This is a genomic window from Klebsiella sp. DY2415 (assembly GCF_026314315.1).
In the GTDB taxonomy this organism is placed as follows: domain Bacteria; phylum Pseudomonadota; class Gammaproteobacteria; order Enterobacterales; family Enterobacteriaceae; genus Klebsiella; species Klebsiella ornithinolytica.
This window is the reverse complement of record NZ_CP111115.1, coordinates 4,462,017-4,476,152: the sequence shown is the minus strand read 5'-3', so window position 1 is coordinate 4,476,152 and position 14,136 is coordinate 4,462,017. Positions and strand designations below refer to the sequence as shown.

Annotated in this window: 12 protein-coding genes and 1 tRNA gene; 8 read left to right on the top strand and 5 right to left on the bottom strand. The window is 51.5% G+C overall.

Features of this window, described 5'->3' with window-relative positions; genetic code table 11:
• Position 1: 1 nt before the first annotated feature.
• The 3 genes from OQV00_RS21300 to OQV00_RS21290 all read left to right on the top strand — a co-directional run bounded on the left by OQV00_RS21300 (position 2) and on the right by OQV00_RS21290 (position 2,588).
• Complete coding sequence (locus tag OQV00_RS21300; protein WP_266279391.1) at positions 2–898, top strand: alpha/beta fold hydrolase; 897 nt, start codon at positions 2–4, stop codon at positions 896–898.
• A complete protein-coding gene (locus tag OQV00_RS21295) occupies positions 888–1,790 on the top strand; it encodes an alpha/beta hydrolase (protein ID WP_128320455.1) in 903 nt (300 codons plus the stop codon). Before OQV00_RS21300 ends, OQV00_RS21295 begins: the two co-directional genes overlap by 11 nt.
• Before the next feature lie 411 nt (positions 1,791–2,201).
• On the top strand, positions 2,202–2,588 hold the full coding sequence (locus tag OQV00_RS21290; RefSeq protein WP_004858320.1) for a hypothetical protein: 387 nt from the start codon (positions 2,202–2,204) through the stop codon (positions 2,586–2,588).
• Positions 2,589–2,945: 357 nt separating this feature from the next.
• On the opposite strand, the gene OQV00_RS21285 is transcribed toward OQV00_RS21290, so the two are convergent.
• Positions 2,946–3,021: transfer RNA gene (locus OQV00_RS21285), tRNA-Thr, on the bottom strand.
• 339 nt (positions 3,022–3,360) lie between these two features.
• Between OQV00_RS21285 and OQV00_RS21280 the strand changes: the two genes are divergently transcribed.
• From OQV00_RS21280 to OQV00_RS21270, 3 genes are read left to right on the top strand one after another with little or no spacing between them, the layout of a single operon-like run.
• The gene (locus tag OQV00_RS21280) at positions 3,361–3,735 is read left to right on the top strand and encodes a GtrA family protein (protein ID WP_032716723.1); all 375 of its coding nucleotides are present in this window, start codon (positions 3,361–3,363) and stop codon (positions 3,733–3,735) included.
• Entirely contained in the window at positions 3,735–4,694 is a 960-nt protein-coding gene (locus tag OQV00_RS21275) for a glycosyltransferase family 2 protein (RefSeq protein WP_015585076.1), read from the top strand. The genes OQV00_RS21280 and OQV00_RS21275 overlap by 1 nt, the downstream gene beginning before the upstream one ends.
• The gene (locus tag OQV00_RS21270) at positions 4,684–6,714 is read left to right on the top strand and encodes a hypothetical protein (RefSeq protein WP_227699662.1); all 2,031 of its coding nucleotides are present in this window, start codon (positions 4,684–4,686) and stop codon (positions 6,712–6,714) included. Before OQV00_RS21275 ends, OQV00_RS21270 begins: the two co-directional genes overlap by 11 nt.
• Before the next feature lie 49 nt (positions 6,715–6,763).
• Here OQV00_RS21270 and proA read toward each other — a convergent pair whose 3' ends face one another.
• Positions 6,764–8,017 (bottom strand): glutamate-5-semialdehyde dehydrogenase, encoded by a 1,254-nt coding sequence (gene proA / locus OQV00_RS21265; protein ID WP_064368288.1) that lies wholly within the window; start codon positions 8,015–8,017, stop codon positions 6,764–6,766.
• 10 nt (positions 8,018–8,027) lie between these two features.
• A complete protein-coding gene (proB, locus tag OQV00_RS21260) occupies positions 8,028–9,131 on the bottom strand; it encodes a glutamate 5-kinase (protein ID WP_004858334.1) in 1,104 nt (367 codons plus the stop codon).
• A gap of 290 nt (positions 9,132–9,421) precedes the next feature.
• On the opposite strand from proB, the gene phoE reads away from it, so the two are divergent.
• The gene (gene phoE / locus OQV00_RS21255) at positions 9,422–10,474 is read left to right on the top strand and encodes a phosphoporin PhoE (RefSeq protein WP_004858338.1); all 1,053 of its coding nucleotides are present in this window, start codon (positions 9,422–9,424) and stop codon (positions 10,472–10,474) included.
• A gap of 587 nt (positions 10,475–11,061) precedes the next feature.
• Here phoE and OQV00_RS21250 read toward each other — a convergent pair.
• Positions 11,062–11,628, bottom strand: a complete 567-nt coding sequence (locus OQV00_RS21250; protein WP_004858341.1) for a C40 family peptidase — start codon at positions 11,626–11,628, stop codon at positions 11,062–11,064.
• Between the two features lie 341 nt (positions 11,629–11,969).
• Here OQV00_RS21250 and OQV00_RS21245 point away from each other — a divergent pair, with 341 nt between their 5' ends.
• A complete protein-coding gene (locus OQV00_RS21245; protein WP_032716725.1) occupies positions 11,970–12,914 on the top strand; it encodes a LysR family transcriptional regulator in 945 nt (314 codons plus the stop codon).
• On the opposite strand, the gene OQV00_RS21240 is transcribed toward OQV00_RS21245, so the two are convergent.
• The gene (locus OQV00_RS21240) at positions 12,911–13,978 is read right to left on the bottom strand and encodes an ABC transporter substrate-binding protein (RefSeq protein ID WP_015585073.1); all 1,068 of its coding nucleotides are present in this window, start codon (positions 13,976–13,978) and stop codon (positions 12,911–12,913) included. The two genes, OQV00_RS21245 and OQV00_RS21240, sit on opposite strands and share 4 nt — an antisense overlap.
• Between the last annotated feature and the right edge of the window lie 158 nt (positions 13,979–14,136).

Here is a 14,136-nt window from a genome sequence, read left to right as displayed (position 1 = left end):
CATGAAACAGCCATATGACGAGATCCTGGAACAGGATCCCGGGACGCAACACGTCTATACGAAGGTAAACGGACAACGCATCCACTGCGTTGTCGCAGGGAAAGGGCAGCCAGTCCTGCTGATCCCCGGATGGCCGCAGACCTGGTATACCTGGCGCCATGTTATGCGTGCGCTGGCCGCGGCTGGTTTTCAGGCGATAGCCGTAGACCCGCCCGGCATCGGCGATTCGGACAAACCGCGCGACGGTTACGACACCGGAAGTATCGCCGTGATGTTGCATACGATGATGACGCAACTGGGACATTCGCGTTACCGTCTGGTGGGGCACGATGTCGGCATGTGGATTGGCTACGCTATGGCGAGCGATTTTCCGCAGGCCGTCGAGCGCCTGGTGCTGACAGAAGCGGTGATCCCTGGTCTTGCTCCGCCACCGCCGATTTTTGTCGCGCCGGAGGAGAACATTTTTCTGTGGCACTTCATGTTCAATCAGTTGACTGATTTACCTGAAACCTTGACCTGCGGGCGTGAATCACAGTATCTCACCTATATTTTCAACCGCTGGTCCCATCGCCGCGATCGGGTCGCCGCAGAGGTTTACATTGCCGCTTATTCGACTCCGGGTGGATTGCGAGCGGGCTTTGAGTACTATCGGGCGATCCCGGAAACCATTCGACAGAATCAATTACGCGCGCAAACGCCATTAACCATGCCGGTACTAACAATCGGTGCGGAGCACGCGACGGGCGATGCGCCGCTGGCCACCTTACGAGGCAACGCGCATGATTTGCGCGGCGAGACGGTGGCCGACTGCGGACATTTTATTACCGAAGAGTGCCATGAGGTTTTTATCGCGCTGATTGTGCCATTTCTGTCAGAGGGGACCTGTTATGCCGCTTGATAAGCGTATTGCCGAGTTTTTGGCCTCTTTGGCGGGAACACCGGCGCCCGTGTCGCTGACCGATATGAGAATGGCGACAGAAACGGGTTTGCGCCAGCTGCAGGGCAAAGGGGAAATGAGCGGAGGTATTAAGGATTATATCGTTGTCGCTGATGACGGCCATCGCATTATGCTTCGCGCCTATAAGCCCGTAGCGGCAAATGACGGGAGCGCCCGGCCAGCAATGCTGTTTGCCCACGGCGGCGGTTGGTGTCTGGGGTCTCTGGCGCTGTACGATCAACCTTGCCAGGCATTGGCTAACGCGACGGGCCGGATAATTCTGTCGGTTGATTACCGGCTGGCGCCAGAATATCCGTTTCCTCGCCCCCTGGAAGATGTCTATCAGGCACTATGCTGGGTTTACGAGCAGGCGCATCGTCTGGGTATAGATGCCAGTCGGTTAGCGGTGGGCGGCGATAGCGCTGGAGGAAATATGGCTGCGGCTACGGCATTGTTGGCTCGGGACCGCGGGGGGCCTCATATCGAGCATCAGCTGTTGTTGTATCCAGCGTTAAGTCGCGATATGGCGACGGAGAGCTACCGGGAGTTTGCCGAAGGCTACTTTTTAACGCGAGATGCGATGGCGTTTTGCTGGGACAACTATCTTGGCCTGCGTCGTCATCCCTACGCCGAACCGCTGCATGCCGCTTCACTCAGCGGCTTACCTCCGGCCACCATTTTGAGCTGCGAATATGATCCGTTACGCGATGAGGCTGAGGATTATGGGCAACGGCTTCAGAAAGCTGGCGTTAAGGTGCGCAGCGAGCGATTGCAGGGGATGGTCCATGCCTGTATCCATATGTCAGGTCTGACCCCGGCGACAGGCCAGCTATTCGAGCTCGCCCGCGGTTAACGGAAGGCGTGCAGCCAAAAAAGCACATTGCAACGGCGCGGCCGGTGGTTTACAGCCGCTGATAATCATCCGCTCAGGCATTTTTGCCCTCCCGATTTTCAGCTCGCATTAGCTGTAATCAGTGCTGGTTCAACCCCACAATGCCTGCAAATGGACCGGCATTTTCCGCCCCGACATGCATCGCAATTTTACTTAACATGTTGAGCCGCACTGACGGTTTAACCTCAGCGACTGGCTGCGCCTGCATACGGGAAAATAGCGTTGGAAATGTCTCTATGATGGCAGAGGCATCTGGTGCCGATGTAAGTATCCCTGCCCCCTCTGATAAATAGCAGTGTCTGTGATGCATCATTGAACGTTACTGAAAGCGTGGATAGAATTAAGAAAACTCTTATAAATGGAATGGCGTTTATGGTTAAGAAAATCTCATGGCTGGGCTTGTCGGTACTTCTTCTGTCACAGGTTGCTATTGCAGAAAATTCAAGTAACTGGATTTCGGTTGCATCTAATGACACCACTGAGTATTCAGCTAAAAAGGGTACTTTCAAAAACATCAAAGGCGAGTCATCTATCCTTATGATGTTCGATAACAAAAGCGATAAGACAATCAAATACTACAAAGTCAGCATCAAAAATGCGGATTGTGACAATGGCTTCGGAAAGCTGAGTTTCTTCGGTATGGATGGGAGATTAGATTTTCAGGGCGATTACGTAGCCGATGGTAACAGCGTTGGTGCTGGCATGGGGGATTTTATCTGTGGCGTGAGAATTGCGGCCGCAAACGCACAAAATAGCTAATATATCAGGGGCGTTGGTTATCATCGCCTCTCTGTTAACTCCTCCTCTGACTTCCTCCTCTGACTTCCTCCTCTGCTGATTCATTTAGGTATACCTCAGGAAGCACTGTAAGGGGCATCGGAGCTGAATGCGTAACTTCTAAGCGTTTATTGAGCAATTTTGAGACATTGGAAGTCATCAGCTTCGAGTTGAGCTTGCACCTGTTCGAGCGGTACAACGACAGGCCGTTACAGTTAACATCCCAATTGCCATATCAACCATAACGGCAGCTATGAGGGATGATTTACCGATTCTTATAGATGAATTAAAGGCAGGCCTTTAAGTTTAACATGTTGATTTATAAGGATTTTTAAGTGATGGTGCCGATAATAGGAGTCGAACCTACGACCTTCGCATTACGAATGCGCTGCTCTACCAACTGAGCTATATCGGCCCTGAAGAGGACGCGTCCACGAACGTGAATCACGGGGTAAAAGGTTAAAACTAAGTGGAGGGGGCGTCAATGCCCTCTTGTATCGAATGGCTATTTTTCCAGCATCTGCACGGTATTACACATCAAATTGTCCACTTCTACGACGATCATTGACCTGAATTGCTCAGGGGATGGGCGCGAGCTGCTCTTTAGCGACACGTTTCAAAACTCCATTACTACAGCCTACCAGAGCTGTAAAAATGCTAACTGTATGCAACTAAAGGCCACTGGCTAACCTTAGTAGTTGTCAGCTTTCCCCTGAATGATAAAATCAGTGGTGGTTAATAATAGGGTGATGCAGTGAAAAAAATACTTTCTAATCCCGCGTTGAAATATGTAATGGTGGGGTTATTGAACACAGCAATAACTGCGGTGGTGATATTTTTATTAATGTCTGCCGGGGTTGGGATATATCTATCAAATGCCATGGGGTATGTGGTAGGTATTCTGTTTAGTTTTGTCGTTAATTCGTTATTTACGTTTTCAAAAGCGCTGAGCGGCAAACGGTTTATAAAGTTTTTGGCATCTTGTGCAATATGCTGGGTAGCAAATATTATAACAGTTAAAATATTTTTATTAATATTCCCTGATTTGACTTATATATCTCAGTTATGTGGCATGATTGTTTATACAATTGCTGGTTTTTTAATTAATAAACTCTGGGTGATGAAATAATGAAACAACCAAAGTTGGCTATTGTTGTGCCATGTTACAACGAGGAAGAAGTATTCAGTCACTGCTTATCTGAATTACAAGCGGTTCTGGCGGAATTAGTCACGGCAACACTGATTTCCGCTGATAGCTATATTTTATTCGTTGATGATGGCAGCCGTGACTCAACGTGGCAGTTGATTGCTCAGGCATCGATGGATTACTCAACGGTTAAAGGAGTTAAGCTTTCAAGAAATCGTGGTCATCAGGTAGCCCTGGTTGCGGGTCTTGAGGCCGCCGAATCGGATATTACCGTGAGCATTGATGCAGATCTTCAGGATGATACATCTGTTATTGCGTTAATGGTTAAAGAGTACCTCAATGGTAATGAGATTGTATATGGTGTACGTAATGATCGGGCATCTGACTCGCCATTTAAAAGAAAAACCGCGGGTCTCTTTTATAGTTGTATGAAGTGGATGGGCGTTCAGCAGGTTCCACAGCATGCCGATTTTCGATTGTTGAGCGATCGCGCAAAAAAGGCGCTGCTGAGCTTTAAAGAGCAAAATTTATATTTACGTGGATTAGTACCACTGATTGGTTACCGTTCCACCCAGGTCGCCTATTCGAGAACAGTACGTCTGGCCGGCGAGTCGAAGTATCCATTAAAAAAAATGCTTGCCCTGGCAATTGAAGGCATCACTTCTCTGACCATTACCCCATTAAGGATTATCGCAATCTCAGGGTTTGCGATCAGTATTCTTTCGGTGTTTGCAGCAATTTATGCGCTGTTTGAGAAATTCTCAGGAAATACCGTTGAAGGGTGGGCTTCAGTCATGATCGCTATTTTCTTCCTCGGCGGGGTACAGATGCTATCGTTAGGTATCATTGGTGAGTATGTAGGTAAGATATATATGGAGGCTAAAGCTCGGCCTAAATATTTTATCGAAAAAACAACGCAGCAGAAGGTTGATGATGAATAACGAAAAAATAAGCAGAGGAATATTGTATGTGGCATTCATCGCCATACTATCAGTACTTTGTTATTCCTTTGTGGCAAGTGAAAATCAGGCTTATACATGGGATTCCAGATTTTACTGGGTGGTATGGAATGAGTATACTGACTTACTGCAAGGCTCATTTAGTCAATGGCTTGCTAGTATAAAATCTTCAGTCTATTCAGCTGATTATAATCCTTTGCCAGTCATTGCACTGATCCCGTTTAACTATCTGCCGATAGGAAACCGGGAAGCTTATATATTGGGTGTGTATATTCTTTATCTGTTGCCATTTGCTTATATTGCAATGCGCTTGTTTGCGACTGCTGCAGGTGTTGACAAAAAATACCAGCCGTATATCTTTGTTTTTCTGGCAAGTTTTATTCCTTTTATCACGCCAACATTGCGTGGCTATCCTGATATTATAGGAATGATTCCATTATCGCTGTGCTGCTTGATTCTGTTTAAAGTTAATATATTAAATTATCGAGGGTTCCGCTTTGTATTACTTGCAATCGCAATGGGAGTATTACTATGGTTGCCATTTGCATTCCGGCGGTGGTATGCCTATAGCGTAGTTTCATTGTTTGTAACGTTACCTTTCTTAAATACTTTTTTGTTTGGTGAAACGGCTAAGTTTAGTAAGGAAAGAATATTAAAATACTTTATTTTCTTTACTATTTCTGGGCTGGTAGTTATTTTCTTAGTCTGTGTTTTTCAGTTTGAACTGGCGGAGAGAATACTGACGACCAACTATTCTGATATTTATTCCGCATACAAAGCAACAGAGCAAGCAACGTTCTTTATAACCCTGAATTATGCTGGTTTATATTTGGTGCCATTAATTTTAGTGGGTGGGTTATATATTATTTTTGGAACCAGTTTTCGGCTTAAAATTCTTTGTGCTTTTGCCTTAGCTAATTTTATCATCACCTATATTATATTTACCCGAACACAGACGCCAGGGATGCAGCATGGAATACCATTCTGTTTTTGGTTGGCAATACTCGTGCTTTCGGCTTTGAAACTATTCTTTGATAGGTTAAGTAAGGGGCTGGCGATAGCGCTTACGATCGCATTCTCATTATTTACGGTTGCAGTCTTTATTAGCACGTATTCAAAACCATTCGGTAAACCGGAATTAGTTAGCCGCTATCTGCCAGGCAAAGAGTATCCTCTCAGATTAGAAAACTTTGACCATTATCATGAGCTGATTGCCTTTATGAGTGCGCGTCTTGAACCAGATGATAAGGTGGCTGTTTTTGCATCCAGCGGTTCACTTAATAATGATCTGTTTTCAGCCATATCACCGGCATCATTTGTCAGCCATATCGCCAATGTCTCGCAGGTAGATTTGCGTGATAAACTGGCGACTGAAGCCTTTAGTTCTCGTTATGCTATTGTGACCGACCCTGCTCAAACGCACCTTGGGATTCATGGACAACAGGTTATATATCTGCCAAATAATCTTATCCTGGAAGGTAAGGGCATTGGTGCCGCTTATAAAAGAGTGAGTCAGCCATTTATACTCAGCGGCGGTGTTCAGGCATACGTCTATGAAAAAATCAGGCCGTATACAATCAATGAATACCGAAGCATGATTGATGAATTTTCCCGTTCCTACCCCTCATGGAAAGCGGAGTATGAAAACAATCTTACGGAGAGTTATCTCAGCGCGGCGATAGAGAAGGGCGATACCTGGGGTCAGTTTAGTATGTATCGTGAAGGCCGAATCTACGCCCACCCTGGTGCGACAACGCCGACTGTTGTCAGGATGTTCGTCGGGGAATATGACACCTTACGTATTACGTCAGTCAATAAAAACTGCGGGAAAACTGACGGGGTGAAAGTGATTATCAAAGATGCGACGCATCGTGTAGAAAAGCATATTGCCACAGCGGAGAGCGTGGTTTTCGATATGCGTGATTTCCACAACAAAGATATTACCTTGATTATTGATAATAATGGCTCTTCTGCCTGTGATAGCCTGGATATTAACCAGTAAATAAAAATGGGGGCAATCGCCCCCATTTCACTGCCGTTGCCGATTTGACTTAAGCACGAATCGTATCGTCGCCGAAACCAATCCACTTGTAGGTCGTTAACGCTTCCAGGCCCATCGGGCCGCGCGCGTGCAGCTTCTGGGTGCTGACCGCCACTTCTGCGCCGAGGCCAAACTGGCCGCCGTCGGTAAAGCGGGTAGAGGCGTTAATGTATACCGCAGAGGAATCCACTTCGTTGATAAAGCGGTTGGCATTGCTCAGCGTGCGGGTCAGGATGGCGTCAGAGTGCTGGGTACCGTGCTCGCGGATATGGGCGATGGCCTCGTCGAGGCCGGCGACCACTTTGACATTCAGATCCAGCGACAGATACTCATCGTTGTACTGCTCCGCCTTCACCGGCTCGACGTTTGCCGGGCCGTTTTGCAATACCGGCAGGGTGGTGGCGTCAGCATGCAGCGTCACGCCGCTTTCCGCCATCTGTTTACTCAGCGCTGGCAGGAAACGGTCGGCGATATGCTGATTGACCAACAAGGTTTCTACCGAGTTACAGGCGCTTGGGCGCTGAACCTTGGCATTGACGATAATCTTCAGCGCTTCAGCTATGTCGGCCGAATCATCAATATAAATATGACACACGCCAATCCCGCCGGTGATCACCGGAATCGTGGACTGTTCGCGGCACAACTTGTGCAGACCGGCACCACCGCGTGGGATCAGCATATCGATGTACTTATCCATCTTCAGCATCTCGCCAACCAGCGCGCGATCCGGGTTCTCAATCGCCTGGACCGTCGCGGCCGGCAGCCCGCACTCCTCCAGCGCCCGCTGAATCACTTTCACCGTGGCGGCATTGGTGCGCCAGGTCTCTTTCCCACCGCGCAGAATCGCGGCATTGCCGGTTTTCAGGCACAGGGAAGCCACATCGACGGTGACGTTAGGACGGGCTTCATAAATCACCCCCACCACGCCCAGCGGCACGCGGCGGCGTTCGATGCGCAGACCGCTATCAAGCAGACCGCCGTCGATCACCTGGCCGACCGGATCGGCCAGGTTGCACACCTGGCGAACATCGTTCGCAATGCCGCTTAAACGCGCCGGGTTAAGCGCCAGGCGGTCGAGCAGCGCGTCGCTTAAGCCATTGGCGCGCGCTTCCGTCAGGTCTTCGGCGTTCGCACGCAGAATCTCTTCACTCTGCGCTTCGAGATAATCGGCGATCTTTTCCAGTACCTGATTTTTTTCACGGCTGGAGAGTTGCGCGAGTTTGTACGAGGCCGCCTTGGCAGCAATGCCCATTTGTTCCAGCATTTTCAGCTCCTTAACGGATAATCATATCGTCACGATGCACGGCAACCGGGCCGTATTCGTAGCCCAGAATGGCATCAATCTGCTGCGAGTGCTGGCCGGCAATCAGGCGCAGCGCGTCGCTGTTATAGCGGCTGACGCCGTGGGCAATATCGCGACCTTCGCTATTGCGGATGCGGATAACTTCACCGCGGGAAAAGTTACCCGTGACGGTTTTGATGCCTTTTGGCAGCAGGGAGCTGCCGCGTTCCAGAATCGCCTGGGTGGCGCCGGCATCAACGCTAATTTCACCCGCCGGCGGGGCTCCGAAGATCCAGCGTTTGCGGTTCTCCAGCGGCGATTCCTGCGCGTGGAAGCGGGTACCGACCGACACGCTCTCCATCACATCGGCAATCACCCCAGGACGGTTGCCGGCGGCAATAATGGTGTCGATACCTGCACGGCAGGCGACATCGGCGGCCTGCAGCTTGGTTCCCATACCGCCGGTGCCGAGGCCGGAAACGCTATCGCCGGCGATGGCGCGCAGGGCGTCATCAATGCCGTAGACATCTTTGATCAGTTCCGCCTGCGGGTTATTGCGCGGGTCGGCGGTGAACAGACCCGGCTGGTCGGTCAGCAGCAGCAGCTTATCGGCGCCGGCAAGGATTGCCGCCAGCGCGGAGAGATTGTCGTTATCGCCGACTTTAATCTCGGCGGTCGCCACGGCGTCATTTTCGTTAATGACCGGCACGATGTTGTTATCGAGCAGCGCGCGCAGGGTATCGCGGGCATTGAGGAAGCGCTCGCGATCTTCCATATCCGCACGGGTCAGCAGCATCTGGCCAACGTGAATACCATAAATGGAAAACAGCTGTTCCCACAGCTGGATCAGACGACTCTGTCCTACCGCAGCCAGAAGCTGTTTCGACGCAATGGTCGCGGGCAGTTCCGGGTAGCCGAGGTGCTCACGCCCGGCGGCAATCGCCCCGGAGGTCACAATGACAATACGGTGGCCCATCGCGTGCAGCTGTGCGCACTGACGCACTAATTCGACGATATGGGCGCGGTTCAGGCGACGGGATCCGCCCGTTAAAACACTGGTGCCCAGTTTTACCACCAGCGTCTGGCTATCACTCATGATTCTCTGCCGTTCAAAAGGAATATCGATATCGAGCTGATGTTGTAACAGGACTCAGGCCGCTTGCCAACACCTGGCGTATTGGACGAGCCACTTTATTGCGCGAGATCGGGCATTGTGGAGTAACACGATGACAAATTTATGACGGAAACATCTAAACACTCTTTTTTATAAAAAGTTCCACATTGTCATAAATTTTTAATATCGGAGCGTTAAAAAACCTCCTGTTTTTCACGGGGCCTTCGCCCGGAATTGATTAGCGCGTATAAATAAATCACCAGGACTGAATAATGAAAAAGAGCTCACTGGCATTAATGATGATGGGTCTTGTCGCTTCTTCAGCTACACAGGCAGCAGAAGTTTATAATAAAGACGGCAACAAACTGGACGTCTACGGCAAAGTCAAAGCGATGCACTACATCAGCGACTATGACAGTAAAGATGGCGACCAGACCTATGTCCGTTTCGGTATCAAAGGCGAGACGCAGATTAATGACCAGCTGACCGGCTACGGTCGTTGGGAATCTGAATTCTCCGGCAACAAAACGGAAAGCGACTCCACCCAGAAAACCCGTCTGGCGTTTGCCGGCCTGAAATTGAAAAACTACGGTTCTTTCGATTACGGTCGTAACCTCGGCGCCCTGTATGACGTTGAAGCCTGGACCGATATGTTCCCGGAATTCGGCGGTGACTCTTCCGCCCAGACCGACAACTTCATGACCAAACGTGCCAGCGGTCTGGCAACCTACCGCAATACCGATTTCTTCGGCGTGGTGGATGGCCTGGATATGACTCTGCAATATCAGGGTAAAAACGAAGGCCGCGAAGCGAAAAAACAGAACGGCGACGGCTTCGGGACCTCGTTAAGCTATGACTTCGGCGGCAGCGATTTTGCCATCAGCGCGGCCTATACCAGCTCTGACCGTACCAATGACCAGAACCTGCTGGCGCGCGGCGCGGGTAAAAAAGCGGAAGCCTGGGCGACCGGTCTGAAATATGACGCCAACAATATTTACCTGGCCACTATGTATTCTGAAACCCGCAAAATGACGCCAATCAGCGGTGGTTTTGCCAATAAAACGCAGAACTTTGAAGCCGTTGCTCAGTACCAGTTCGACTTCGGTCTGCGTCCGTCTCTGGGTTATGTGCTGTCAAAAGGCAAAGATATTGAAGGCGTTGGTAACGAGGACCTGGTGAACTATATCGACGTGGGTCTGACTTATTACTTCAACAAAAACATGAACGCCTTCGTTGATTATAAAATCAACCAGCTGAACAGCGATAATAAACTCGCTATCAACAATGACGACATCGTCGCACTGGGTATGACTTACCAGTTCTAATCCGCGACCGCCGAAGGAGACTCCCGAGGCGGTTGGCTGGCGGAACAAAAAACCGCAGCGTTATTGCTGTAATGCTGGTCACTTAAAGGTGACCAGCATTTTTTTTGCTTTATCGCAGGCCAGGGCGAGCCGGTAAACGGTGGTTTGTGCGAACGTTTGTTGTTGCCAGAACGGTGGCATGTTCCGTTCACGGTGAATCCGCCCCTTTTCTCATACCCGCTGTGGGGAACGGCATTGCGCTGAAAATGGGCGCTGCGCGCTGTCCTCCCGTGGCCGTCACGTTGCGATATCCTTGCAGAAGGTTTTTCAGCGGCGGAATGGTCAGCATGGAATAACAGGACATGCCGCAGGGGGCCGTTCACCTGCAGCGCAGGAAAAAGCAGCGTGCGGAAACTCACGTGAACGGAATATTCCACAGAACACACGAGCCAGAAACTCCTGCAGATATGTTGAAAACCTGACAGCGCCGCATAAGAATCGGTCATCTCGGTGAGATGACCGATTCTTACACCTCTGCCAAATCGGTCTGCCGACCCTTAAACGATCGGCATTACAGCGTTATTGCTGCGGTTTTTTATTGAAATGGGTTAATGATTTTTAGCCAGGTGCTGATGGTCGCTATTCATGGTGATCTGCGCGTTATACTCTTTCGGCAGGCGACGCGCCTGGTAGAAGACCGAGTTCCAGTAAGGGTTGTCCAGCGAGGAGCGCATAACGCCCTGGCTGCTGGAGGCGTGCAGGAAGTTGTGCTCGGTGTCATAGAAACCGACGTGCATCCCGCCACGAATGCGGAAGAACACCAGATCCCCCGGACGGAGCTGCTGCTTGCTGACGCGGACGCCCATATGCAGGAGATCGCCCGTTGTTACGCGATCCATGGGCAAATTGAAGCGGTCCTTGAGCGTTCGCCAGACGAAGCCGGAACAGTCGACGCCGCTTTGCTCGGTACCGCCCCATTCATAGGGGGTGCCGTGCCAGGTGTGCATTTGATCGTGAAGGGCGGCAACCACCGGAATCAGATCGTCAGATCCGCTATCGATCGGGGCATATTGGTGTTTGGCGGCGGTTTTTGGCGGATGTTTAGATGAAGATGAGCATCCTGCCAGAATCAAAAAAGGCACCAATAATAAAGCGTGAGCAAGTTTAGGCGTCATATCGTTATTTTTCGTGAGGGGAATGGGCCGTGGGTATTTATAGCGTATCCGCTATATTGTCAGAATGGTTCGCTGAAAAATTTACGAAACCTTACGTAGAGTAAACTTGTTACTTCACATTTTTCATTGCTCCAGTTAAATATAAGAGAAAAAGCTGTGGTGTCGCTTGTTAATAAATTATTTCACCATGAAACACTATTTCGCGATCGCCTATAAGACGCATCTGATGTTAATGACTCTTTTCTCTTTGCCGAAGGTGAAAGATCCTCATCATCCGGCCATTGCACGCTGGGGGCGGTGTCCAGTACTTTGTCCGCTCCAGGTCCCTGTGAGGCAAGCTTATGCATCTCGATTTCCGCCAGCTGCGCAATTTTGTCGCGTTGGTTGAATACGGTAGTTTTCACCGCGCCGCCGAGGCGGTATGCCTGTCGCAATCGGCCTTCAGCCGCAGTATTCAGTCGCTGGAGCAGAGCGTCGGCCATCCTTTATTCGACCGGCAGAATAAGCTGCCGACGCTGACGCGACACGGGCAAAAGCTGCTGCCCTACGCCCGCCGTTTCCAGGAGTTAAACATTGAATTGAGCAGCCTGCTGGGGGAAACGGACGATAGTGAAAATGGCGAAGTGGCGTTCGGTTGTGGCCCGGCGCCCGCGGCGCGCCTGATCCCGGCGGCCATCGGAGAGTTTCATCGCCGTCTCCCGCAGGCGAGGGTGCGCTTTCAGGTCGATAACTGGTTTGCCCTGCATCACGCGCTGACGACCCAGCAGTTTCCCTTTGTGGTGGCCGACAGCTGGCATGCGGAGCTGGATCCGCAGCTGCGGGTACAGCCGCTCAACCCGCAGCGCTGTTTTTTCATCTGTCATGCCGACCATCCCCTGGCTCAGATCGGCCCGGTAGCCATTGAGGAGATGCTGCGCTATCCCTTCGCCGCGCCGTATCTGCCTCCTGGGGTGCGAAAAGTGCTGGCGACTCTCAGCCAGCGGCAGGATTTCACCCCGGCGATTCAATGCGATCACGTCTACGCCTTGCTGTCGACGCTAGCGCACACTCAGGCGATAAGTTTTGCCAGCGAAGACGGCTTCGCCCTGTGTCAGCACAGCCATCGCCTGGTGAAGCTGGAGCTCAGCAACCTTCCGGAAGAGTGGCGGCTGATGCAGACCCGCTTCGCGGTGATCTCCCCGGTTCATGCCGCGCTTTCGCCGCTGGTCGCCAGGTTTATCGATATTATCCTGCATACCGACCGCCAGCATCAGATCCAGCTGCTGGCGCAGGAAGAGGAGGCTTAGCCGGCGTTCGCCGCCTGGCCCTGGCTATCATACTGCGGCCAGTGGTTTTCCAGCTGCAGGGTCTTTAGCGCCTGTTCGACAAACTGCCCGTCTGCCCACTGCGTTACCGCAAAGGCGTTGCGAATGAGGCGACCCGTTTTGGCCTGCTCGACGCTGCTGCTGAAGCTGTCGGCCAGGAAGGGGTCGATGCGCGGCGAAGTGCTGAAGTTGAGATCCTGTGGCTGCAGATCCTCAAGGAACAGCGCCTGTGGAATTTGGCTCTGCTGCGCCATCTCTGCCGACCAGGTCTCGCGATTCGCCGGGTTGCTGATTTCCGCCGCGTTTTTCACCAGCACGTCAATAATTTGCTGGGTGGCCTGCGGCCAGGCCTGAATAAAGTCCTGAGTTCCGAGAAAAGCCGCCTGGGTCGTATTTTGCCGGCCTGAATCACCGCTTTTTACCACCACGTCAATCTTATCGCCGCGCAGCGCCAGCAGCGAGACGCCGCCCCACACCGCATCCACGCGACCGGCGGCCAACGCGGCTTTCCCGGCGCTCCAGTCGAGATTAATGACCTGCATATTGCGTTCGCTAAGCCCGACGGTTTGCAAGGCGCGATCGAAGGCCAGCTGGTCTGCGGTACCGCGATAGACCGCCACGCGTTTCCCTTTCAGGTCTGCCAGCTGTTTAATTCCCGATGCTCTGGTGGCCGCGAGGTAGGATTCCGACCCGCGGCTGCCCAGCAGCAGGCGGGTTGGCAGACCGTTGGCTTTGCCGATAATCGCCGCCAGATCGCCGAGATAGACAAAATCGAGCTGCCGGTTGGCCAGCGCTTCATTCACCGCCGGGCCGGCGCCCTTGAAGAATTGCCACTGCACCTCCACACCCTGCGGTTTAAACACCGTCTCCAGCTGATGACGGATAAAGGCCATCCCGACCGGCCCTTCAATAAACGGTTTGCTGCCGGCGCTTTGATCCGGCACGCCAATGCGAATGGTGCGCAGGCTCTCGGCCTGCGCGCTGGCAATCAGCGTAACTACGGCGACCAGCGCCAGCGCCGTACGGGTAAAAATAGCTTTCATCATTGGTGGTGACTCCCTGAGTTTTTTCTCACCCTAAAGAGGCTCACCGCGTCCTGTTAAATGCTTTTATTCGCAGAGCAAAGGCAAAAATAAGCTAAATCAGAGCCCGCCTGTCCGCCAGGCTGAGATGCATTTGTTGCATCGGGATTATTCACCAAACG